This window comes from Rhodanobacter sp. C03, assembly GCF_002001175.1.
Classification (GTDB): Bacteria; Pseudomonadota; Gammaproteobacteria; order Xanthomonadales; family Rhodanobacteraceae; genus Rhodanobacter.
The window spans coordinates 433,917-456,868 of sequence record NZ_MUNT01000006.1 but is presented as its reverse complement, the minus strand read 5'-3'; the positions used below and the strand labels follow the sequence as shown (position 1 = coordinate 456,868).

At 58.7% G+C, this 22,952-nt stretch carries 23 protein-coding genes and 1 pseudogene; 8 read left to right on the top strand and 16 right to left on the bottom strand.

The window, feature by feature from the left end; genetic code table 11:
• Positions 1-20 precede the first annotated feature (20 nt).
• The gene (locus B0E48_RS10275; RefSeq protein WP_139350239.1) at positions 21-731 is read left to right on the top strand and encodes a metal ABC transporter permease; all 711 of its coding nucleotides are present in this window, start codon (positions 21-23) and stop codon (positions 729-731) included.
• A gap of 177 nt (positions 732-908) precedes the next feature.
• Entirely contained in the window at positions 909-1,478 is a 570-nt protein-coding gene (locus B0E48_RS10270) for a molybdopterin-dependent oxidoreductase (protein WP_077518014.1), read from the top strand.
• Positions 1,479-1,524: 46 nt separating this feature from the next.
• Here the strand turns inward: B0E48_RS10270 and B0E48_RS10265 are convergent, their stop codons facing one another.
• From B0E48_RS10265 to B0E48_RS10235, 6 genes are all read right to left on the bottom strand, one after another.
• Positions 1,525-2,280 (bottom strand): molybdopterin-dependent oxidoreductase, encoded by a 756-nt coding sequence (locus B0E48_RS10265; protein ID WP_077518013.1) that lies wholly within the window; start codon positions 2,278-2,280, stop codon positions 1,525-1,527.
• Positions 2,273-3,193, bottom strand: a complete 921-nt coding sequence (locus tag B0E48_RS10260) for a cytochrome b/b6 domain-containing protein (protein ID WP_254423923.1) — start codon at positions 3,191-3,193, stop codon at positions 2,273-2,275. The genes B0E48_RS10265 and B0E48_RS10260 overlap by 8 nt, the downstream gene beginning before the upstream one ends.
• 678 nt (positions 3,194-3,871) lie before the next feature.
• Positions 3,872-5,317, bottom strand: a complete 1,446-nt coding sequence (locus B0E48_RS10250; RefSeq protein ID WP_077518011.1) for a YncE family protein — start codon at positions 5,315-5,317, stop codon at positions 3,872-3,874.
• A 1-nt stretch (position 5,318) separates the two neighbouring features.
• Positions 5,319-5,744: a DUF305 domain-containing protein gene (locus tag B0E48_RS10245; RefSeq protein WP_077518010.1), complete on the bottom strand. Its 426-nt coding sequence runs from the start codon at positions 5,742-5,744 to the stop codon at positions 5,319-5,321.
• Positions 5,741-6,139 (bottom strand): DUF302 domain-containing protein, encoded by a 399-nt coding sequence (locus B0E48_RS10240; RefSeq protein ID WP_077518009.1) that lies wholly within the window; start codon positions 6,137-6,139, stop codon positions 5,741-5,743. The genes B0E48_RS10245 and B0E48_RS10240 overlap by 4 nt, the downstream gene beginning before the upstream one ends.
• 204 nt (positions 6,140-6,343) lie before the next feature.
• Positions 6,344-9,277 carry a sensor histidine kinase gene (locus B0E48_RS10235; protein WP_077518008.1) on the bottom strand — a complete coding sequence of 978 codons (2,934 nt, stop codon included), beginning with the start codon at positions 9,275-9,277 and terminating at the stop codon, positions 6,344-6,346.
• A gap of 388 nt (positions 9,278-9,665) precedes the next feature.
• Here B0E48_RS10235 and B0E48_RS10230 point away from each other — a divergent pair, with 388 nt between their 5' ends.
• From B0E48_RS10230 to B0E48_RS10220, 3 genes are all read left to right on the top strand, one after another.
• On the top strand, positions 9,666-10,547 hold the full coding sequence (locus B0E48_RS10230; protein ID WP_139350238.1) for a CPBP family intramembrane glutamic endopeptidase: 882 nt from the start codon (positions 9,666-9,668) through the stop codon (positions 10,545-10,547).
• Positions 10,548-10,704: 157 nt separating this feature from the next.
• On the top strand, positions 10,705-11,013 hold the full coding sequence (locus B0E48_RS10225; RefSeq protein ID WP_077518006.1) for a hypothetical protein: 309 nt from the start codon (positions 10,705-10,707) through the stop codon (positions 11,011-11,013).
• An 18-nt stretch (positions 11,014-11,031) separates the two neighbouring features.
• Positions 11,032-11,658 (top strand): response regulator transcription factor, encoded by a 627-nt coding sequence (locus tag B0E48_RS10220; RefSeq protein WP_077518005.1) that lies wholly within the window; start codon positions 11,032-11,034, stop codon positions 11,656-11,658.
• Positions 11,659-11,709: 51 nt separating this feature from the next.
• Here B0E48_RS10220 and B0E48_RS10215 read toward each other — a convergent pair whose 3' ends face one another.
• From B0E48_RS10215 to B0E48_RS10200, 4 genes are read right to left on the bottom strand one after another with little or no spacing between them, the layout of a single operon-like run.
• Positions 11,710-11,916 carry a 2-hydroxymuconate tautomerase gene (locus B0E48_RS10215; protein WP_077518004.1) on the bottom strand — a complete coding sequence of 69 codons (207 nt, stop codon included), beginning with the start codon at positions 11,914-11,916 and terminating at the stop codon, positions 11,710-11,712.
• A 27-nt stretch (positions 11,917-11,943) separates the two neighbouring features.
• Positions 11,944-12,960, bottom strand: a complete 1,017-nt coding sequence (locus B0E48_RS10210; protein WP_254423922.1) for a zinc-dependent alcohol dehydrogenase family protein — start codon at positions 12,958-12,960, stop codon at positions 11,944-11,946.
• A 6-nt stretch (positions 12,961-12,966) separates the two neighbouring features.
• Positions 12,967-13,983, bottom strand: a complete 1,017-nt coding sequence (locus B0E48_RS10205) for an alpha/beta hydrolase (RefSeq protein ID WP_077518003.1) — start codon at positions 13,981-13,983, stop codon at positions 12,967-12,969.
• A 51-nt stretch (positions 13,984-14,034) separates the two neighbouring features.
• Complete coding sequence (locus B0E48_RS10200) at positions 14,035-14,379, bottom strand: carboxymuconolactone decarboxylase family protein (RefSeq protein ID WP_077518002.1); 345 nt, start codon at positions 14,377-14,379, stop codon at positions 14,035-14,037.
• A gap of 121 nt (positions 14,380-14,500) precedes the next feature.
• Here B0E48_RS10200 and B0E48_RS10195 point away from each other — a divergent pair, with 121 nt between their 5' ends.
• A complete protein-coding gene (locus B0E48_RS10195) occupies positions 14,501-15,436 on the top strand; it encodes an AraC family transcriptional regulator (RefSeq protein ID WP_077518001.1) in 936 nt (311 codons plus the stop codon).
• Between the two features lie 141 nt (positions 15,437-15,577).
• On the opposite strand, the gene B0E48_RS17540 is transcribed toward B0E48_RS10195, so the two are convergent.
• From B0E48_RS17540 to B0E48_RS10175, 5 genes are all read right to left on the bottom strand, one after another.
• Entirely contained in the window at positions 15,578-15,955 is a 378-nt protein-coding gene (locus B0E48_RS17540) for a hypothetical protein (RefSeq protein WP_139350237.1), read from the bottom strand.
• 47 nt (positions 15,956-16,002) lie between these two features.
• Positions 16,003-16,647, bottom strand: coding sequence for a YceI family protein (locus B0E48_RS10190; RefSeq protein ID WP_077518000.1), 645 nt, complete (start codon positions 16,645-16,647; stop codon positions 16,003-16,005).
• Between the two features lie 345 nt (positions 16,648-16,992).
• A complete protein-coding gene (locus B0E48_RS10185; RefSeq protein ID WP_217317958.1) occupies positions 16,993-17,937 on the bottom strand; it encodes a hypothetical protein in 945 nt (314 codons plus the stop codon).
• 251 nt (positions 17,938-18,188) lie between these two features.
• Positions 18,189-18,818, bottom strand: coding sequence for a reactive chlorine resistance membrane protein RclC (gene rclC, locus B0E48_RS10180; RefSeq protein WP_256363549.1), 630 nt, complete (start codon positions 18,816-18,818; stop codon positions 18,189-18,191).
• Between the two features lie 40 nt (positions 18,819-18,858).
• The gene (locus tag B0E48_RS10175; RefSeq protein WP_077444151.1) at positions 18,859-19,200 is read right to left on the bottom strand and encodes a carboxymuconolactone decarboxylase family protein; all 342 of its coding nucleotides are present in this window, start codon (positions 19,198-19,200) and stop codon (positions 18,859-18,861) included.
• A 480-nt stretch (positions 19,201-19,680) separates the two neighbouring features.
• On the opposite strand from B0E48_RS10175, the gene B0E48_RS10170 reads away from it, so the two are divergent.
• Positions 19,681-20,688, top strand: coding sequence for an SLAC1 anion channel family protein (locus tag B0E48_RS10170; protein ID WP_077517998.1), 1,008 nt, complete (start codon positions 19,681-19,683; stop codon positions 20,686-20,688).
• A 40-nt stretch (positions 20,689-20,728) separates the two neighbouring features.
• A pseudogene (locus B0E48_RS18050) lies at positions 20,729-20,815 on the top strand (alcohol dehydrogenase catalytic domain-containing protein); the annotation flags it as partial.
• A 135-nt stretch (positions 20,816-20,950) separates the two neighbouring features.
• Here the strand turns inward: B0E48_RS18050 and B0E48_RS10160 are convergent.
• On the bottom strand, positions 20,951-22,843 hold the full coding sequence (locus tag B0E48_RS10160; RefSeq protein ID WP_077517997.1) for a hypothetical protein: 1,893 nt from the start codon (positions 22,841-22,843) through the stop codon (positions 20,951-20,953).
• Positions 22,844-22,952 lie beyond the last annotated feature (109 nt).

Here is a 22,952-nt window from a genome sequence, read left to right as displayed (position 1 = left end):
TCCCCAACCCAAGAAAGGTCATGCTCATGAAAATCCGCTATCTCCATCGAAAAGGGCTGCTCGCCGCCATGACTGTTGCGATCTCGGCAATGGCCATGTCTGCGATAGCCGCTGATCAACCCGTGCATGTGCGCGGTACTGTCACCGACGTGACGGCTACCGGCTTTACGATGCAGACCGATGCCGGCTCCAGAACCATCGTCATCGCAGCCGACACGCGTATTACCGGCGTGGTGCCGAGCAGCCTCGACCAGATCACGCCAGGCTCGTTTATCGGTTCGGCCAACGTGCCCGATGGCAGTAGCTCGCGTGCGCTTGAAGTGGTGGTATTTCCACCGGCGATGAAAGGCTCAGGCTTGGGCGACTATGCCTGGGATCTCCCGGCCAAAGGCGGCAACGCTTCGGCAATGACCAACGGCAGCATGATGTCTTCAGCCATGACGAACGGCACCGTCAAGAAGATGAATCACGCGATGCCGATGGCATCGGCGATGACCAACGGTACCGTGAAGAGCGCGTCCGGCAACAGTGATCGCTCGCTGGTGGTGGATTATGGAAAGGGCGAGAAGACCATCGATGTGCCGGCCAACGTGCCTGTGGTGACCTTCAAACCCGCTGACAAGAGCGCGATCGTCAAGGGCGCGCACGTCTTCGTAGCGGGCCTGCCTGGCAATCCGGTGAACGCCAGGATCGTGGCTGTCGGCCTCGATGGCACCGTGCCTCCCATGTGATGTGCAGCGGAGTTTGAGGCAGCCCACGCGATCCGTCCTTGCCAGCTTGCTGCGGGCAGAGGCGGAGTGCTCGAATGTCTTCTGTATCGACTCCTCTAGATGGTCATGAGCGATATATAGTCGGCATGCACAGTGCGACCCACATCAACGCCCAATGACCAAACTCGAGCGAATCCCATGCTGAAGACCTCCTTGATGAAGTTCGGTATCGCTCTGTGTCTGGCGTCAACGCTCTTGCTTCCCGTGCGGGGAGCGCAACTGCCCGCAGGTCCATCGAGCGCGGGATCTGTCCAGGTTCGGGTAGCTGGCAAGGAGGCCCGCACGTTCAACGAAAGTGATCTGGCGAGTCTGCCACGCAGCAGCATCACGGCTGGTGCGCATGACGAGAAGCAAAGCCTTTGGGAAGGCGTGGCACTGGTCGAGCTACTGCGGCGCGCGGGCGCACCGCTGGACAAGCAATTGCGTGGACGCGAGATGACCAAGTTCGTTCGCGTCACCGCCGCCGATGGCTACCAGGTGGTCTTCAGTCTGACCGAGCTGGATGCGGCCTTCGGGGATCGCAACGTGCTCGTGGTCGACAGGCAGGACGGCCATCCGCTACCCGGCAAGGACGGCCCCTTGCGGCTTGTTGTAACAGGGGACAAGCGGCCGGCCCGTTGGGTGCGTGAAGTGGAGACCATCGACGTGGTCGATGGCTCTACGCCAGATCGTTCGTCATCGCATGGCGACGCCAGTCGCGGCAAATAAGCACGCATGGACATGGGACACACGCTGCCGTGTTGCGCATGCCCGATCAGATGCCCGCGTACCACTCGTAACCCTGGTCTTCCCAGTAGCCACCCTTGCCGCCGCCGATCGCGTCAAAGGATTTGACTACCTCGATGCGGCTCACGTATTTCGCCTGCTTGTAGCCAAGTTGCCGACCCACGCGCAGGCGCAAGGGCGCGCCGTTCGGCACGGGCAGCGGTTTGTCATTCAGAGCGAATGCCAGCAACGTTTGCGGATGCCTCGCCTCGCCGATATCCACGCTCTCGTAATAAGGCGTGTTCACGTCCATGTCATCGAAGCAGTGGAAAACAACGAAGCGCGCCTGCGGATCAGCCCCGACGTGGTCGAGTACGGCGGAGAGCAGGGTGCCTTGCCACTTGCCGATGGCGCTCCAGCCCTCTACGCAATCATGCCGGGTGATCTGCGTGCGTGTATCGATTTTCTTCAGGTCGTCGATCGACAGCATGGCTGGCCGGCTGACCATGCCGTCCACCCGCAGCTTGTAGTCGCGGAACTGGTTCGCCATCAGTGCCTGATAGGCCGGCGTGTTGGGCATCGTGGTGCCGTTCGGATGAAACACGGAGGAGATATCGGCCTCGGTGTATTCCTTCGCCATGGCGCTTGAAGGTGAGAGCAACGCCTGCACGCGGCGGTTCAGCCCCTCGGCCTTGTCCAGCACCTTCGGACCCCAGCTGCTTTGCGAAATGCGGTCGCAGCCGGCGACGATCAGGCTGGCTGTGCCCATGATGGCGATGCGCAGGAACGATCGGCGGTCAGTCATGGGAACGCTCCTCGGCAGAGATCGTCTCGTCGGGTTTGACGGTATCGACCTTGCCTGTATCAACCTTGTAGTAACCGGTGATCATGCCGCGCAGCTGATTGAATACGCCGCTGATAAGCACCTCGAACACATGGATCAATACGAAGGCCACGAAGGCCCAGGCGATGACGAAATGGATGGTCCGCGCGGACTGACGACCGCCAACGGCCTCGACCAAGGGCGAGAGCACCGCATCCATGCGCGGCGACATCGCCAGGCCCATCAGCACGATGCCGACACCGAACACGAAGATCACCGTCAGGTAAGCAAGTCGCTGCAGAATGTTGTAGCGCAGCGCCTCTTCGCCATGCGGATGCTTGAAGCGGATATGGTCGAGGATCGAATGGCCGATGCCGCGCCAGTCTCTACGCGTGGGCCACAGGTCGCGCTGCAGGTGCCGTCGGGCGAGGGAATAGCCGACGTAGCAAAGCCCGTTTAGTACGAACACCCAGGCGAAAAAGAAGTGCCAGCGCCTTCCCATCGCCAACCAGCCAGGGCCCGGTACGGTGAGCCAGGATGGAAAGCCGCGTACTTCGGGCGTGCCATCGCTGCCCTTGGATACGCCCAGCACGCCAGTGGTGGTGAATTCGTGGCTGCCAATCCGGGTGGTGCCGACAAGGTTTCCTGCCGAATCCTGATGGGCGCCCAGGATCAGGAGTTCCTTGCCTTTATCGGATCGGTTGCCCCAGTAAAGGCTTGGATGCGCATTGAAGATCTGCAAACCGCTGAACAGCATCAGCGACAGTGCGATGACATTGATCCAGTGCATGATCCGGATCGGCAACGTATGCCGATAGACCAGCCGCCGGGATGACTCCAGCAACCCAGGTGCTGGCGTGCCCATCTCCGCAACAGCAACACTTTCCGTATTCACGATGAGTACCCCGCCTAACATGACGAACAGACCAAATCGATCCTATCCCGCCTTACTTCGCTGCCACGCTGCGTGAGGTTACTCGGTGACGAGAGGGCGCGCTGAGTGAGATAGCAGCTGCTGTGAAAGGTGATCAGCGACCTGAAATTGCCCTTTCTTTAAGCTATTGATTCATCTCGTTTCACACAGGGACTTCTACACGCTGGTTGAACAACTCGGCTTTGCGCCCGTCAAACTCACCGAGGGCGGTTTGCTCGTTCAGGCGCGCGGATCCAATTGGGCTCAGCTGATCTTCCAGGATTTGGTCAAGTTCAATTAACGCGATTGCGCGCTGCGCCACTGCGATCGCTTGAGGCCCTCAAATCCAGACATTATGGCAAGACACGTGTCTGATTACGCAGACTCTTCGGCTAGCGAATGGACGACATGATCAGCGTTCGCAGACCGAGGCCTGACGGCCCCATTTGTACTGTGGCGAGGCGATAAGGGCGCGTTATCGAAGGTAGGGTAGCGACAGCGGCTACTTGAAGGGGCATTGTTGTCGTAACTGCGAGGTGTTTCTTGCAACGCCTCGCACGCGCAATCACGCCACGGGCTGCATGGCAATCCCAGTGACTAATCGTCAGTCACACTCGTTGGTACATGAATTTTCACGCTGAGCCCTCTTGGGATTCCAAGTTATGGTCGTTGGGTCTGCGCAATTGCTCCCGGTTTCGCCGGTGTTCCCTCCGCAATAGTTAGGTATTTAGTTGCGGAGGCATCAGTTCCTTCGATGACCCGCCGGATAGGGCCGACGGTGTCGACAATCGCGGATCCGGCCGGGTTAGTGATGAAAGCCGCTATCGGCTGCAGACTGCCTCCACCATTGGGTTTTGAGGATAAAGCAAGGATGTATGGTTGCTTTGGCATTAGGCCCGCGACGGATGCCTGCAAAACTTGAACTAAACCTTGGTCGAATAGGCTGACGCTGGTCGTCGGGCCATGCGGACTGGCAGGCGATGACAGGACCAAATGCGCAGCCTCGCCGCTTAGCCCGAGTGGTTGAAGTCCCTGCGTTCCGTCGCCTGACGATACAGCGCCCGGTACATAGACTAGAGCCTGTGGCGCTTGACCGATGGGTATTGTCGCGACGACTGCATTGGTGATGGTATCTATGGCCGTCAGTTTGTCGTCATTTTCAAGGCCGACATAGATCCGGGTTCCGTCGCCCGATGGCCAGATGCCGTGGGGAAGCTTGCCCACCGGAATAGTGGCGACCTTTGCGAAATCGCTTGTTCTGAAGACCTGTACTTCATTCAGTCCGCCGACGGTCACGTAGGCGAACTGGCCGCGAGCGTTGTGGACAAAGTTGACGTGGTTGGTGATCGGACCTGTATCGAGGATCTTGAGGACAGTGAAAGGTGGTTTGGCTGAGAAGGCGACGACCTTGCCTACGTCCTTAAGGGTAAACCAAACCTGCTTGCCATCTGGCGACGCAGCAATGTTGGGGCAGAAAGGGCTGGGCTGAGCGATCCTACCAACGATCTTGTGGTCGTCAACGGTGACGACGACTGTCGTAGGGTTGAACGAAGAGCAGATGTAGCCGTAGCGCCCATCCGGCGAAAAGATCGTCATGCCAGGGCCACCGGGAGTTTTGATCCTCGCGGTTTCCCGATAGGTCACTGGATCGATCACCGAGACATAATCCTCGCCGCGGACGGTCGCCCAGACCTCCTTTCCGTCGGGAGTGAAAAATGCTTCGTGCGGCGATCGACCAATGTACGTCGTGTGCTTTACCGCGTTCGTCGCGGTATCGATGAAGGTGATTGAGTTCGAGCCAATCGAAACGACCACAAGTGTTTTGTGGTCAGGCGAGAAACCCATGCCGTGCACAAGCACCTGTCCTCTGTAGAGCGGACTGAAATTGCCAGGCTGCGGATCACCCAGTCGGATCACCCCGAGTAGTTTGTTGTCCGCCGGATCGGTGACCGACACCGTGTTGGAAAATTGTTCGGCGGCGTAGACGCGGTCGCGGTGGCTAATAGCGATGTCCGGTGATGCCGATGCGCTTGGCGCCAGACCAGCCCATGCGCTTGATGAAATACAGCAGGCCAGTATCGCGGCATGGCAAAAGTTGCGGTGCATATCAGCGCTCCTGTTCGGCATGCATGCCGGAATGATCGGACATGGGGCTATCGGGTTGGGTGGGCGAAGGAATTGATGGTGGCAATTGCTGGCCCAGAGCGATATGCATCGCCGCGATCTCCTGCAGCTGATCAACGATGATCTCTTGCGCAATCCGCTTGAGTTGTTCGTTGTGCCCGAATCGCAATTCAGCCACTGCCATGTCGATCGCACCTTGATGATGCGGCACCATCATCGCCACAAAGTCCCTGTCTACATCACCGGTGGGCTTGGTCATCATGCCTGCATCCATGGTCGTCATCGCCTTTGATGTTTCGGCCAGGAACGTCGACGTCTGATTGACTGGATGAGATGCGTTAGCGCTCGCCAGCGGAAAGGCCAGCATCAATACAACCAGGAATTTCTTGCTCGATGAATTGGGACTCATGGCTCGATCGCCTTCAAGAGAAGGTTCTGCGCTGGCCCCAGACGACTGGCAAGCGCAGCAGGTACGCCCGATGCTTCCAGCGTCGGCACGATGTCTCGGAAAGAAACGATGGTTCGACCGCCGATGTCTTCTCGTACAAGAACGTGCAGAGGCAAATCCAATGCGCTCTGCGGAGAGGCGAGCATGACGGGCGTTCCACCTTCAGCTTTTCCATAGATAAGAATGACCGTGGCGGGCATGCTGAGTCCCACATCGCGCGCGTTCGCGGCATGATCGATGAGGGCGAACAGCTTCATACCCGCGTTCGAAATCGCTACTGACAGTCGATTCACCGTTTTCTCGAAAGTGAAGGGGCTGTTCAATTCGATCACCGACCTGCGATCTGAGTGGGTCATGTGCGTCTCTCTCGGCAGACTCGATGTGTCTGGCTGGGCAGAGGCTTTCAATCCCGAAGGCCTTACCGCAATGGAAGATTAGGAGAAGGTGACCATCGCCGCTTCCTTCCAAAGTGGTAGGCCTGCATCACTTCACAAATCGCGAAATGTGAGTGATTGAATGGCATCAGCAATGCAAACGAAACTGTCGTTAAAGCAGGCGATTTACCGGTGGAACAAGCGCCTACCTGCATAGACAAAACGTGCGGGAATCCTCAGGTTGGCGCGTGTTCCCTTTCCGGACGGCGCCACGCCGATGGTGAAGCGACCGCCGACTCGGCGGGTTCTTTCACGTATGCCTTGCAGACCCCAGTGTCCGGATTTTCCGGAGGGCAGGGCCGAAAGATCCGCGCCGCGACCATCATCGATGACCGTGATGTTCAACTCGCTTCGGTCGTAATGCAGTTCAACATGCACGGCGCTTGCTTGCGAGTGACGGAATGCGTTGGTGATCAGTTCGCCAACTATCGCATGGACGTCGCTGGCAGCTGATGCGTTCAGTGGTCGCGGTTCACCTTCCACATTCATTGAAAATTCCGTCGGGTACATCTCGTTCAGGCGATTTGCCAAATGGCTGATATCGATGGAGAGGTCTTCCATTGGCTCGGCCAGCGATCGCAGCTCGCCGATCTTGTCGCGACCTTCGTTGAGCGCGTTCTCGGTGACCGACAGCGCCTTGTCGAGCTTCTGTCTTGCAGCGCCTTCCGGGATGCTCTGGACGGCAACCTGCACATGCAGGAGCAGACTTTGAAAGTTCTGCAGGATGGTGTCGTGAAAATCACGCGCCATGCTCTCGCGCTCGCGCGTTCGGGCATCGAGCTGCGCATGGATGTGTCGTATGCGCATCAGATAGAGCAGCCACAATCCCGCGAGAACGACTGCAGCGCAGAGGACCTTGAACCACCATGCCTGGTAGAACTCGGGCAGGATCTGAAAGGCAAAGCGCGTCGGCTGCGCTGCCCAGGCGCCATCGGCATTGGATGCTTCGACCTCGAACGTGTATTGGCCGGGCCCAAGGTTGGCGTAATGAGCCGCTCGTCGATCGCTGGCCAACTGCCAGTCCTCGTCGACACCCATGAGGAGAAAACGAAAGCGTGACTTTGCGGGATCCGAGAGTGTGGCCGCCGCATAGGTGATGGTGACACTGCGGGTGCCTTTTTCCAGCGCTGGCACAGACGCGCCGGAGAAACGCACGTCGTGATCATTGATCGATTCGATCGACACATGGGCCGCCTGGGGAGCCGGCGGCATCTGCAGCGCGTCGATCCAGGCAACACCTTGCCGCATTGACACCCACAAGCGACCACCGTCGGATACCACGAGATTCTTGGCATCCTCCACGCCATCGTCCCGATCGAACAGGGTGAATCTGACGCTGTGGCTGGGCGCGGACAGCGCGGACTGAACGTCCGCTGCGGACGCGCGATAGACGCCACGAGCCGACGATATCCAGAGATCGCCGTTGGGCAGTTGAAGGAGATCGAACGCATTTTGAAAGCGTTCGCCATTCATGCCGGTGAGGTGGATGAAACGGTCGGCAGTCCGGATTGCGATGCCGTCATCGCCAGCGATCCAGAGGCCGGACTTGCCCAGCCGGAGCTTTCTCAGCGAACCGAGATCAGGTCCGCTCCGCGATGAGTAGGTTAATGACTTGCCTTGGTCGATCGAAGTCAAGTTACCTGAAAGGAATGCCAGCCATGCGCGGGACCCCTCGAACTGAATGCTCGTGGCCACTTCAGGGCTGATCGTGCTCCAGACGTGTCCATCCCATCGCGTGACACCGGTGAATCGCATCGAGATCCACAGCGACCCGTCAGGCGCCAGCTGCATATCCATGCAATCCTGCTTGGGGTTCGCCAGCGACGCCAGCCGACCGGCCGCCGGTAGAGCGGGGACCGTGGTCACCTGATCGTGGATGTAGTGCTGGATGCCTTTGTCGCCATTGAACCAGACGCTTCCATCCGGACCATTTGCGATACAGGGCGACGAGCCGCTTAGATCGGGGTGCACCGAGACGTTGGTGCCCACGCGCATGGGTGGTGTGGCTGAAGCGCTGGCGACCCATAGCGCCTGCGTGTTGTCTTCAGTGATGGCCGGCCAGAAAACAGGCAGAGGAAGTACGAGTGGAACGAAACGGGTCGTCCTGAATTGCTCGAGTCCGTCAGGAGTGGCAACCCACACATTGCCTTGGCTGTCGCTGAAATCCGCCGTCACCTGAATATCGGAGTGATTGTCGACGCCGCTGACATTTTCCGTGACCAGTTGTGCGTGGCCGGACGCATCGTCCGTGTGCAGGCGAGTCAGCTTGCCGTTGGTGGGTATCCACAACGCTCCTTGCCGGTCCACGATCAGGTCGGCGGTTACGCCGCCGCTGGGGTATGCGGCAGTGGCTGGCAGGTTGGCCATGGCCACGATGCCCTTGTTCGCGCTGGTGAGCTCGAAACGCTTGGCGCCGGGGCGGAGGCGATACGCGCCATCGGGAGAGAAGATCCAGTACGACCCGTCAACACCTGTGCCGGTGACCCACACGAACTTCACGTCGATACCGTCGGAATGATCCGCACGGTGCCAGGCGCCATCGACGAATCGATAGACTCCACTCGATGTGACGACCCAGAGGGTGCCGTCGGTCATCTGCTTGAACGACATGATGGTGCCCTTGCTCAACCCTCGGTCCACCTGCTCGGTGACGCCTTCGTGCACGCGGGTCACGTTTCCGTGCAGGCCGCCGATCCACAGATTCCCGTCTCTGTCGCCATATAACGACGTGATGATTTCGGTGGGTAACTGTTCCTTGAACATGGGTTCGAAGTTCAGCCCATCGAAGCGAAACAGCCCGGTAGGACCACCAAGCCACAGATAGCCTTCCTTGTCTTCGGTGATGGCATAGATCGTGGACGGCAGACCATCCTTGACGGTGAAGAGGGTGCGCTTCTGCTGCAACAGCGGCTGGGAGGCGGGCTTCACGGTGTTCTCGGCAGAGTTCAACGATGGCGTCGCGGCGTGTGCGTTTGCAAGACTGAACGCGCAAATCAGCAGGCACCAACACGCAGCGTGATAAGCGAGAAAATAAGTGCGGGCTTGAACAAGGCTTTTCATGCGGCCAAGAAGTCCTCAACGCGTCATTGCCGAAACTCACGAGGCAAAAACATCGGGCACGCGATGTCTGCTGCTCATGAAATAGGTATCCCCAGGCCGGACCAGGACCGTATGCGCGAAAGTCTTGACTGACAACCAGTCAGGCTGTCTGGGCCATCTTCGGCCGCGTCTCGTCCAAGTGTCATCCGATTCGATGGACTCGGTCAAATCGAACTACCACTTTGGCGGTATCAGTTCTCCAGCCTTGCGGGCGATGACGTCGGGAGAGTGACGTCCTAATTTGACGTCGGCAGGTCCATGGGTCGGAAACAGGCATCGCGTCGCGGGTCGGCGCCGATGCCTGGACCTGTCTTTGATCGTCTTTCATTGGCGCGCGCAGGAGATCACCGTGAACTTGTCCGAGCTATCGCGGATTCAATATGGCAACGCGGGAATTCTTGCTTCGGGAAAATGGTTCTGGTCACGCGCCATTGCGTGGGCCGCCGTTCTTTTCGTTTTCGCTGCATTCGTCTTTGTCGCTTCGTTGCAGTTGCGGGACTGGGTATCGCTTCCTGATGGATCCGAATATTGGATCGGGATCATCCTTCCGCTCGTGGGCCTGGCTATTTACGGGCTGGCCGTAAAGCTGTGCGAGCACCGTAGTCCCGGCGAAATGAATCTGTGGAGCGCGCCGCGCTATCTGCTTATCGGCGGAGCTGTGGGATTCGCCTTCATGGTGCTGTCTCTGCTTGTCCTCTGGACCTTCGGCCTCAACGACGTGGCCCGCGGGCATTGGCAACACGGGTTTCGCTATCTGGTCTTCAATGCTTACATCTCCGGCGTCGTCGAAGAGCTCGGGTTTCGCGGGATCCTGCTGAGAATATTTGGGAGAATGTTTGGTCCGTTGCCGGGTCTTCTGATTTCGGCATTGCTGTTTGCACTCGCGCATGCAAGCCATGCACCACCGGTCGCGCTGGTGCTGCTCGTCATCAATGGCGGTCTGCTACTTGGCATTCTTTACATGGTCAGCGGTAGCCTGTGGCTGCCGATAGGCGCGCACATCGCTTACGACTTCACGGAGTGGTCGCTTTTCGGTGTCGGTGATAAAGACGGCTATCTGATCGTGACGCCATCGACTGATCATGCCGCCTGGTTGACTGGCGGCGTCGTTGGCCCGGATGGTTCGGTGCTTTCAGCTTTGGTCGCAGTCGCGCTGATCGCTGCGGTTCTCTTCATCAGGCGGTCGCTACCCTCCAGAGAAACGTTGCCGTCGGTGTCATCTCAGGCTTGAGCTGCGGGCGCAAGCCGATACCACTTTTGGGTGATCCGCCTGGCAGTGCTCAGCGGTATCAAGGGAGCAGAATAGGAGTAGCGGAAGGGTGCAAATTTTTTCCTGGAATTGTCCGTCCAGCGGGCTATTGATCGCTTGCGCCGTGGGAATTTCGGTGATGCTTGTCGTCCTGCTTGGGTGGCGTCGTGCCCAGGCGAAGCGTTTGGCGCGATCCCGAGCCGATGACGATGCGCGGGATTCGGCGGTCACCGCGCTGCAGGAATCGATGCTGCAATCCGGCCAGGGACTGCTTCTGCGTTTCGAAGCGATCGCCAAGCGCCTTCCGCCAGATCACCCGACACGGCGGGATCTGGTCGAAGCGCTGGACCGGGCCGAGCTCATTCTGGAAAAAGGTCTCGACAAGGCGCAACATTTGCGCGATGGAACGACGCCGCCAAAGGATCCCGGCAACCGCCACCGTTCGTGATCAATAAGCAGGGTGCCCATGGATACGCCAGCAACGGTCATTCGAGTCTTGGCAGTCGATGATCATCCGATCATGCTCGAAGGGCTGGGTGCGGTCATCGATGCCGAGACGGACATGCAGATGGTCGCTGTCGCAAGTTGCGGCGAAGAAGCCATTCATCAGTATCGACGGCATCAACCGGATGTCACCCTGATGGATCTGGAAATGCCGGGCATGTCCGGTGAAGAGGCCATTCGCGCCATTCATGATGAATTTCCCGCTGCCGTCATCCTGGTACTCACAACGTTCAAGGGCGATGCACAGGCATTGCGCGCACTCAAGGCAGGCGCGCGCGGCTACCTGCTGAAAGGCTCCATGCGTCGCGAACTCATCGACACCATTCGCACTCTTCATCAGGGCAAGAAGAGCATTCCGCGCGAGATCGCGGCCGAGATTGCAACGCATGCGATTGATGAGCGCCTGACCTTGCGGGAGATCTCCGTGTTGCGCGATGTGGCCCAGGGGCATTCGAACAAGACGGTCGCCGATAGCCTGTGCATCAGTGAGGCCACCGTCAAAGTCCACATGAAAAGCATCCTTGGGAAACTGAGCGCGGACTCGCGCACGCATGCGGTGCAGATCGCGCATCGACGCGGCATCATCTGACACTGAGGTTTTGCTTCCGCTCGATGATGGCAAGCGGCGCACTACGCATTGCTAGTCACTCAGCTGAGTCGATCGAATCTCCTTCATCGTGCGCAACCCGACGCTCCAGTGGTCGCATTCGACTTCATTGATGATGATGGTCACGGCGTGCTCTGGAACGCGTAGCGTGCGCTGGGCGATAGCGGCTACTTCTTTCATGAAGGTGGACTTCTGTTCAGCGGTGCGACCGGCAAGCATTTCGACATGGATGAAAGGCATGATTTTTCTCGATGGTTTGCTCAGCGCTCAGCGGCGAAGTTCAACGACGACTTTGCCTGCGCCTTGCGATGAGGCAACGCGCGCGTGGGCTTGCTCGACGCTGGAAAGATCGAAATGATCCGGGTCCACACGCGCAAGCAAGTGGCCATTTTCGACGAGCTTGGCTGCTTCGCGGAGGATCTCGCCGTGATGTGCTTTGCCGACGCCCGTAAGCAACGGAAGCAAGGTGAATACACCGGAGTACGTGCCGGCGCTGAATGACAATGGCGCCAGCGAGTGCGTGCCCCAACCCAGAGCGCTCACCACGTGGCCGAAGCGTGCGACTGACTTGAACGAACCATCCAGCACTTCACCACCCACGGTGTCGAAGACCACGTCGAAACCATCGCCACTGGTGTGCATCTGCAAGTAGTCATTGACAGAAAGCAGGTGGCGATCGATTGGAACCGTGCCGCGTTCGAGCACGTGTTCGGCGTCAGACGCAGAGACGGTGGAAAACACCTGCGCACCGAATGCTCGAGCGATCTGGATGGCCATGTAGCCAATGCCGCCAGCGCCACCGTGAACGAGCACGCGCATGTCCCTGGATACGTGAGCGCGATCGACCAGACCTTCCCAGGCGGTGATGAAGGCAAGCGGCAGCGACGCCGCTTCGCGCATGCTCAGTTGCGGCGGCTTTCGGGCGAGCAGTGACGCGTCCACTGCGGCGTACTGCGCGAGTGAACCCTGCACACCACCGACGCCGCCAGTCATGCCGAAGACTTCGTCACCGATGGACCATTCCGTGACACCTGCTCCGATAGCGATCACGACGCCGGCCAGATCGATGCCGAGCACCGCTGGCAGCGGTTGCCTGGCGTGCGCCGCTTTGCCGGCGTGAATCTTCAGGTCGAGTGGATTGACGCCGCTGGCATGGATCTCCACCAGCACCTGGCCAGGACCGGCGACGGGGCGGGGAATGTCCTTCACTACAAACGGACCGTCGACGTTTTCGACGACGACGGCTTGCATGTTGCCTTGATGGCTCATGGTGCTGTCTTCCAAGGTGGGTCAGGTCAATGCACGTGCAAGGAAATCGCGGATGTAACCCGCGATCGCCACGCTATGCGTCTCTAGCGCGAAGTGGCCGGCGTCCAGCAGGTGCACTTCGGCATTGGGAATGTCTTTCTTGTAAGCCAACGCACCAGGCGGGATGAAGGCCGGATCATTCTTGCCCCATACCGCCAGCAGCGGTGGCTGATGCTGACGAAAATACTCGTGGAATGAAGGGTAGGCAGCGATGTTGTTGCGGTAGTCGTAGATCAGGTCAAGCTGGATTTCGTCCGCGCCCGTTCTTGCCAGATAGGCAATGTCCAGCTCGTAACCATCCGGCGACACGCGATCGCGTGGCGCACCGTGGAAGTACTGGAACTGCTCGATCGTGTTGCGGCTGATCAGATCGCGGCAAGCCTCGCGATGAGCGGGCGTCGGATCGGCCCAATAGGTCTGCAGGGTGCCCCAAGCGTCACTGAAACCTTCCATGTAGGCATTGCCGTTCTGCGTGATGATCGCCGTGACGCGCTCGGGATGTGCGCGCGCCAAACGAAGTCCGACCGGTGCGCCGTAGTCGAAAATATAGAGTGCGTAGCGATCGAGCTTCAGCGCATCGGTGAAGTGGTCGATCAACTTGGCCAGGTTGTCGAAGCTGTAGTCGAACTTGCCCTTCGGCATGAAGGTCTGGCCGAAGCCGGGAAGGTCCGGCGCAATCACACGGTACTTGTCAGCCAGCTGCGGCATCAGATCGCGGAACATGTGGCTTGCCGTTGGAAAGCCATGCAGCAATAACAGCACCGGGGCGTTGGCAGGCCCAGCCTCGCGATAAAACACTTCGAAATCGTCGACGCGGACCTTGTGAAAACGCACCTGGTCAGCAGTGTCACTCCGTTTTTCTGAAGTCGCCGCTTGCTTGCCGGTGGACTGTGCCAACGGAGCGACCAAGCCGGCAGCAGTGGCCAACAGGGAAGCTCCGATGACTTTGCGTCGTGTGACGTCCATTGCATGCGTGCCTGTTGTAGTGAGATTGCTCATGACTGTTCCTCGATGGAGGGCTGCGTTTTCGATACCGGCGCAGTCGTCGGTTTACGCCGCATCGGCGTGCTGATTCATCGCATCCATCACGCGCGCCGAATAAACCATGGCGGCACCGGCGTTCAGGGCCACAGCCACGCCGAGCGTTTCGGCTACTTCTTCGCGTGTGGCGCCGTGCTTCAGAGCTTCACCCGTGTGCACGGTGATACAACCATCGCAGCGCATGGTCACCGACACGGCCAGTGCGATCAGTTCGCGTGTCTTTGCATCGAGCTGGCTGGTCCTGGAGCCGGCCTTGGACAGCGTCTGATAGCCGCTGATGGTGTCGGGGCTGAGCTTGCCGAGCTCGCCGATGCGGCCCACCAGCTCTTTTCGGTATTGCAGCCAATCCATCATGGGAAATACCTCTTTCCGTGGTTGTCTTCGGCCAGCGCCCGCCAGCGCGACGCAGGCAGTGTTGCGCCAAAGGTTGATCCGGCGAATACTTATGAATCTCAATTTTTAGCGAGTTCGTCTCATGGATGCCCTGAGCCGTGTGCTGCAGCTGGCCGATGTCCAGGGAGCGCTTGACCTGCGTTGCTTGTTGGCCGGGCGCTTCGAGATCGGTCATGAGCCTTCTGCGACTGGCGAAGCGCCCTATCACCTCGTGCTTGGCGGACAAGCCCGCGTGCAGGTACCTGGTGGTTCCGTGGTTACGCTGCGAGAGGGCGACCTGCTGCTGCTGCCACACGGCAGTGCGCATGCGTTGCGAGATGCCAAGAACGGCAGCGGGCGAGCCTCGCCGATGAAGGTGAACGCAAGTGGGCCGTTGCCGGTTCGCACGAATACTGACGGTGTCGCGGAGCTGGATCTGCTGTGCGGGCGATTCACCTATGCGACGGGCTCTGCCGACATCGTCATGGCCGCTTTGCCCGAGGTGCTGCATGTATCGCTGGCGGAGCATCGCGATACGGATGCACTGCGCGGGGTCGTCGGCATGTTGCGCACCGAAATTGCGGCGATGGCGCCGGGTGTCCATGCGGTAGTCACCGGGCTCAGCCAAGCCTTGTTCGTATTGGCCGTGCGCGCTTATCTCGTACGCACCGACATACCGCCTTCCTTGCTTTTGCTGCTGGCCGACAGCCGACTGAGCAATGCCGTGCTGGCAATGCTGCGCCACCCGGAGGAGCCCTGGACGGTCGAGTCGCTGGCCGCGCGCGCGGCGATGTCGCGGGCCAGCTTCGCCCGGCATTTCGCCGCGAAGGGCAACACCTCGCCCCGAGAGTTGCTGACCGTGCTGCGTATGCGTACGGCAAGTGGCTTGTTGTCGAATGGAAAACTCGCCATCGGCGACATCGCCGAACGGGTGGGATATCAATCCGAGGCGGCTTTCGGCAAGGTCTTCGCCAGGCACACAGGCATGCCCCCAGCCACTTTCCGGCGCGCCAGCCGCACTGCCGTGGCGCCTCGGTGAGACACAGTGGTTCAAAATCAGGCTGTCAGCGCGCACGTTGCTCGACCTCGGCAGCAGACGGAAATGGCGCGGCGGCTGCAGGTGGCAGGCGACCAACCGCGCCTTGCCCAACAGCTGCCGGATGACTCGATGATCCAGACTTCAATTCGAACCATGCCTGTCAAGCGTTGTTCCGCAGAAGCGGTAGCGCACTGGAGCATTGGGACGGCCAGCATCCACCAGAGCGAATGACGTTACAGATTGAACGGTCAAGTTCTGTGATATTGAGATGGCGTTAACCGGTCCTGCATTGGCGAGACGCTCTGCCGGACACGTCTCTAAAACGCGAAAAACGTGCAGACCAAGTTTCACCATTTCGTCGTGGCAGGCAGCCGAGTGAGCGCCGGTCAGCTTCTTTCCGTCGAAATGCAACAGCACGGCATTCGCTGGATACTTGCAACTTCCCGAAGAGTAGAAGCCAGCACGGATGGGTGGATTGGAATGGGCGTATGAAAGCATCGGCAGCAGTGAAAACAGCATCGCGAAACGACACTTTGCTACGTTTGACACGCGCTGCTTGAAGCAGGTCATAGCCTTGTAAATTCGGCCTCGACAAGAATCGTCACGTCGTCCGCTTCCAGAGGCACCCATTCGCTCACCCCGAAGTCGGATCGCTTGAAGGTGGCCTCACCTGAGAAACCCATGCGCGACTGAGCGAATCCACGGTAAGTCGTGTGCAGCACAACTGTCTTTTTGACGCCGTGAAAATTTAGGATGCCGGCGACGGACGCATGGCCGTTCATGATTTTCACCGAATCCGCGATGAAATTCATGGTCGGATATTTTTCGGCCTCGAAGAATTTCGACGCAATCCGCTTGTCGAAAGCCTGGTCGCCCGTATCGACCGACTTCGGATCAATGGTGATTTCCACGTTCGAGGCCGATGCACCAGAAGGATTGAAATCAAAGCTTCCGCTGACATCATCAAAACGCAGTGTGTAGCGCGACAAGTCCATATGGGCCAGCTTGGCAATCACCGAGGTGTGGTGTGGGTCGAGCTTGTACGTTCCGGCCGGGGCAGCGCCGGGATCCGCGGTGGCGTTGAGTTGCCGATACTGCGCTGCCGCGCCCGTGTCTTCAGGCTTGGGCGGAGTCGTTGAAGCAGCTGCGCCGATCGTCATAATTGCAAGTAGAGCAGGGAAAATCGAGTTCCGGGCAATGCGTGAAGTCATGGCTGAGTCCTGGTACGGCACTGAGAGAGAGCAGGGGTCCAGGACAACGCTATCCGTACGACGCGGTCATGGAATCCCCCCGAATAGGTAGACGCACATGATCGGTTCGCCCTGGATCGAGAGATTTATTTTTTCGGTCCCGGCCGGGAGCAACGATCTCGCAGCTCTTGGACTTCCCGGGCTTCCTGCCAGAAAAACAGATCGGACGGGGCGTTGTGTCCAGGATGACAACGATGGCTATCGGACTCCACAGAATCCGTCCAAAGTGCGGCGTAAGCTTTCGAGCAAGCTGCCGTGTCAGGGTGGCAAATCCCCAAGAGGCTGCAAGCGCTTCACTGCAGAGTGTCAACGCGCGCGCATCCTGTGCAGGAAAATAGCCTGCCATAAGCTGAAAGACGCTGTTAATGCCACCGTACTGGTCAACACGAGTGGAACAAACGAATAGGTGGGATTCAACATGATCATCGGCAGCAAGCCGATCGCCAGCACGGGTGGTGCGTGCAGGTCGATGACGCGCATGATGAGAATGCCAGCGATCATGCTGATGCTCGCGGCGCCGACACCTGGACCAAGCAGGGTGACAACGCTGACGCCGATGAATGCACAGAACGTGCACGCCAATGGCATGCGCCAGGGACGTATGGCCCAAGGACAGACCAACGGATGGGCGAACATTTCGAAGCCGATCACGACCAGCGGCGGAAACAGTAGCAAGCGCCAGCCGGGTAGCTGTGCCACTAGCGTGATGCCGATCACGAACAACAGAAAAGGCAACAACCACAGCAGGTTCGTGGGTGCTTTCTCCATGGTGTTGTCGATCATGTCACGCAACGATGGTGGCGAACGGGCAGGGTGAAGCTGCTGGTGGACCATGCTGACAATCGCCAACGCGACGGTGCCGGCAGTGATCGCCGCCGGATACCACCAACTGTGCAAGCCCAGCACCAGTGGCAGTAGCCCTGCTGAAATTGCAGGTGCAATAGATGACCGAATAAGCTTGATCACACCCATCGAGACAAAGATGATCAACAGCACGGAACAGACGCCGAAAGCCATGTGATTGGCCATCCATACGCCAGCGATCGCGGTAAGCAATGGCGTCAGTACCAGCATGCATGGTGCGCTTGCCCATTTCCCGTAGGGGCGCTTGATGATGTCGTCTGACAGCGCACCAAGTTCCGGAAACATCAGCAGACCGAAACCTGACAGCTGAACCGCAAGCGCTATCGCGCTGATGAAAATCACGCTACCGAATTGAGTAAGCAAGGTTGGTAACAGTCCAGTCTTCATGTTCCGCACTATGGGGCCCGTTGTATGAAAGATGCGGCGTTTTTTGCGAGCGATAACAACTGCTCGTGTCGGGATATTCCCGAAGTATCTGTCTACACAACACGGACACCAGCGACGAATTCGCAATCACCCCGGGAATCCAGCTGTGATAGCACCGACGTGTAACGTTGCTGGAGGCGAGCACGTACAGGCCATGTTCCACTCACTGCCAACCAGCGATGACTTTCGAGGTCATCGCTGGTTGAACACTGTCAGGCAACTTGTCTGGCACCTGACGCCGGCATGGTTGCAATCATGCTTTTGGCCTTGTTGCGCATGTCGGCAAGGATTCCCTTCGCTGCATCGACGCCGATAATCCACGCGCCAGCAAGCATCATCGTGTCCTTGATGACCAGCCTTCCCGCACCCGAGAGATAGGGAAATCCATGCTGTGCGTCACCTAGTGCAGGGACCCACGCTTCTGGCGTCGTGAACAAGAATGAAAGCGTAACCAACGTCGTCATGAACGACAGAAACGCACCCGCCAGGCCCAGCCGTTTCGAGAGGGGGTACGCGAGAACGAGCAACCCGATCAACCATTCGACGACACCCAGGCCCCGAGAGAAGGTGTAGGTGTGGTTGGCTTCCTGCCACGTTCGCTGAGCCGGGATCAGCTGACCCTCATGGGTCAAGTGCCCTTTATATTCATCAGGGTGTGCATAGAAGAACGACATGACGGGGCTGTTCGCCACGAAGGGAGTGATGCTGTCCGCCTCATAAGGCACAAACTTCAGGGCGCCGATCCAAAAGAAAACGATGGCAATCGCCAGCCGCATCAGCGTGACACCCACTCTATCGGTGCGTGAGAAGGCATCCAGCGCATTTGAAAATCTGTTTTTCACATGTCCTCCGGGGACAAGTCGTTTTGGGTGACGGTCATGATCACTTCGTGCCATGCGCATCTAGCGCATCGAGAGCACGAGCGGAATAAACCATGGCTGCGCCGGCATTGAGGGCAACGGCCACGCCCAGGGCCTCGGCAATCTCTTCCTTGCTTGCGCCATGCTTCAGCGCTTCGGCGGTGTGTACGGTGATACAACCGTCGCAACGAGTGGTGACAGACACTGCCAGCGCGATGAGCTCTCGCGTTTTGGCGCCCAGCAGATCCGTTTTGTGACCCGCTTTGGAAAGCGTCTGGTAACCCGACAGGGTGTCCGGGCTGAGCATGCCGAACTCACCAATGCGCCCCATCAACTTTTGGCGGTATTCAGACCAGTTCAACATGAAAGTGATCCTCTATGAGTAAGCGGAGGCGGCGATGTGGCGCCTTCGGTCGACATAGTCTCGCTCGGTGTGACGAGATGTTTAATGCTTGATTGTCTACAAAACTAGCGAGATCGTCTCATTGATGCCATGGGCAAGGCCATCGCTCATCCGGGGGCAGCCTGGATGAAAGCGAAAAAAGTTCCGCCACTTCGCTGGTAGCAAGGGGTATGCACTTGCTTCTCTATGGTCAGGCCGACAAGCAAATGCCCTTGTCGCCGCCGGGCGAGCTTGATGGACCATCAACGCCACGCCTCATGGAGGGCCACCGCTCCCCGCCGCTCGTCGACATATCCTGACCTCCCGGCACGCCTACTACTTTGGAATGATTTCTTGTGCGACTGCGCGGGCTATTAAACGGATAGCTCAGCAAGCCGGCGTGCCCGAATCGCTGGCGATCCGACTGGAGCCGGCGCAAGAACTTCTTCAGAGGGCCATCGCATGAACAGTGTCGTGATCGAGTCGCCGGCGCGCTGGCGCCAGCTGGACAAGCTTCCCATCGGCCTGTTCGGCTCGGTGATGGGACTGACCGGATTGAGTATTGCGTGGCGTTTGGCACACGCACATTTCGGTGTGCCGGCATGGATCGCCGATGGGATCGGCGTCGTGGCCATCGCGGCGTTTGTTGCCATTTCACTCGGCTATGCCGTGAAGCTGGCGACAGCACCGGACGCCGTGCGTGACGAATTTCACCACCCGATCGCAGGCAGTCTGTTCGGCACCTTACTGATCAGCATCTTGCTGTTGCCCATCATCATCGCCCCGGTCAATGTCTTCCTGGCACGCGTGCTCTGGGCCATTGGCGCCATCACCATGAATGCTTTTGGGTGGCTCATGATCAGCCGCTGGATGAGTGATCGGCAACAAGCCGCGCACGCCACACCTACCTGGATCGTCCCTTTGGTCGGGCTGCTGGATGTGCCTCTGGCCGTCCCCTCGCTGGGTTTGCCAACCGTCATCTATGCCAGCGTGCACCAGTTGATGGTGCTGGATCTGGCGGTCGGACTGTTTTTCGCGATTCCGCTGTTCACGATGATCTTTTCCCGCTTGCTGTTCGAGGCGCCGCTGCCCGATGCCTTGCAAGCTACGCTGCTCATTCTGGTGGTGCCTTTCTCCGTGGGGTTTTCGACCTATACGGTGACGACCGGAGCGACCGATATTTTCGCCCAGGCGCTTTATCTGCTGTCGTTGTTTGTTCTCGCCGTCCTGTTGGGCAGGCTTCGGCATCTTGGGAGGTGCTGCCCATTCAAGTTCACGTGGTGGTCGGTCAGCTTTCCACTGGCGTCAGCGTCTATTGCGGCCTTGCACTATGCCGAGGCTATCTCCGGAGCCATCGCCGATGCGCTCGCGCTTGCGTTGCTGGCGCTGGCAACGGTAGTCATCGCCGGGTTGCTGGTGCGCACACTGATGGGTCTGCTGCGCGGCGAATTGCGCACCCTCAGTGCCTGATGATGACTGCGAGGATGTCGATCATGCGCGTCATCCGCTTCCGGCCATCCTGGGCATCGATCTAGCCGGCGTCGTCACGGCGGTGGGTCCGGGTGTCACGGCCTTTCGGGTGGGCGATGAGGTCTATCGTATGACCGGCGGCGTCGGTGGCGCGCAGGGTTCGCTGGCCGGGTATGCACGACAAGCTGGTAATCCTGATCGGCGTCGGCACGACGATCTGCGGCTCAGCGAGTTAAAAGACCCCTCCGCTCGGTAACCGCGGTCATGTCACGCTGCGATTGTGCGTTAATTCATCCGTATCGGGACCAAAGTGCCTGTTCAGCCTGTCGTTTAGGCGATCGATCATGCCGCGCAGTGCACCAACCTCCCTAATCCATTCGCCATCGGCTTTTTCTCGCTGGAACGCGATAGCCAACGCGCGCGCAATCGGATCTGCAATGGCAAGCAACGCCTCGCGTTCTTCCTTGCTGAAGAAGCTGCCATCTGGACGTGGGCCCAGCAGCAACCAGCCGAGCAGACCGACGCCGTCGGCGTATAGCGGCACGCGCATCGGGAAAAACGGATCGGTGCGGTCACAATAGAGACGGCGGAAATTACTGGTCGGTGCCAAATCCTTCGCTAGCCATGCGCGCACAGTTTTGTCGTCGATGCCGTGGGCACTCAACACATCATTCTCTATGATTACTGCGCCGTGATCGGCGTGCACTCCCTTTTCGATGCGAGCGAGAGCGGTATTCGCAAGCGCCCGGGGTGTCGCAGTTTCGCGCATATCCGCGACAAGCAACGGCAGGCCGAGACGGAGATGGCCGAGTTGGCTACGAAAGCGATGCTCAGCCCATAGCGTCACGCGATGATGCAGCGGTCCGATCATCACCGCCGCAATAGCCGCGCCCGTGCCACTGGCAATGGCGCCTAAGCGCTCTCCGAAATATTCTTCCCCCAGAATTTCAATGGCCTTTTCCGCGCCAGCGAATATCAAGAGCAGCGCGAGAGTAACTATGCCAAAGGTGATGGAGCGGCTGATCGTTTCGTCTGCGTCATACAACCTGTAACGCAGCAGTGAGATCGTGATCGCGATCATCAGCAGCGCGTTAAGCAAGGCGATGACCAGGTGCTGAAGAATGGTAGTCCAGATGGCCGCGGAAAACGTTGAGGCATTATCGGAAGCTATTTCGACTATTACCAACGCAACGATACAGACCAGCGACCAAAAGAAGCCAAGGAGAGCCCAACGAATTTGCTGTCGACCGGTGCCGGGAGGCATCGAACGATGACGGATGACTATCAGCACGACGGCCAACGCCATAAGCAGCAGAATGATGACATTTTCGACTTCGGGAGATAGGCCAATGTGCGAGTAATTCATTGCGGGAACTACGATGGCAGTGACTATCACAACGGCCCAAGTCCAACGAGGCTTGAAGCACCCTTCAGGAAACAGGGCCAGCACTCCGACAAGCAGTACGAAAGCCGGGACATTGGCTTGTAGATGAATTTCGGTCCAAAACCCTGGCGCGCTTTGATACCAGGAACTGGTGTCACTGGTAGCGAGCACCATGCTCAACATCATCATTGAAGCCCAAGGAGCAAGGCGATCTCGCGATCGTCGGCTCATGAGCCACGCAGCACACGTTATCGTCAATGCGATGCGCAGGAAATCAACACCGCTAGTCAGAAGGACGTTGAGCGTCTGGTTCAGGCCCATAGCTTCCAGAGCCTGCTGCCTATGGAGGGGATCTCTTGTCAGCCGGTGGCGTGATAGCTGGCCCAAACGTGAGCGCGCGTCGATCATGACACTGCCGCTTATAGGTCCTGCCAACTGTGCATCGATTGTTTGCCGGTCTGCGCCGACGGGCTTTCCATCGATCGCGACCAGCCGGTCGCCTGGGTGCAGTCCCGAACGGATTGCCTCGTCGCCAAGGATAAGGCGGACCGTTGGCCATTGCGCGTCGCCGACCATGATGCCGACAAGTTGCGTTGGCGAGGTAGTCGCGTGGCCAGGGCGGAAATCCTTCCAGGCACCCGAGATCGCCCCGATTAGACTTAACGCCAACAGAAACCACCACACAACCATGAATACAAATCGGAACCACCCGTCAAGCGGTACTAGCTCGCGCGGGAGACCGAAGCCGTTACGGTACTTTATGCCGTTCATTAAGCGCCCCCATCGTGACCCCTAGCCGTTGCAATCGAGAATGGACATTTCGTGACTTATGAGTGACGAAAGGAAATTCCAGCTCAGGCAGAACACGCCACGGTGACGT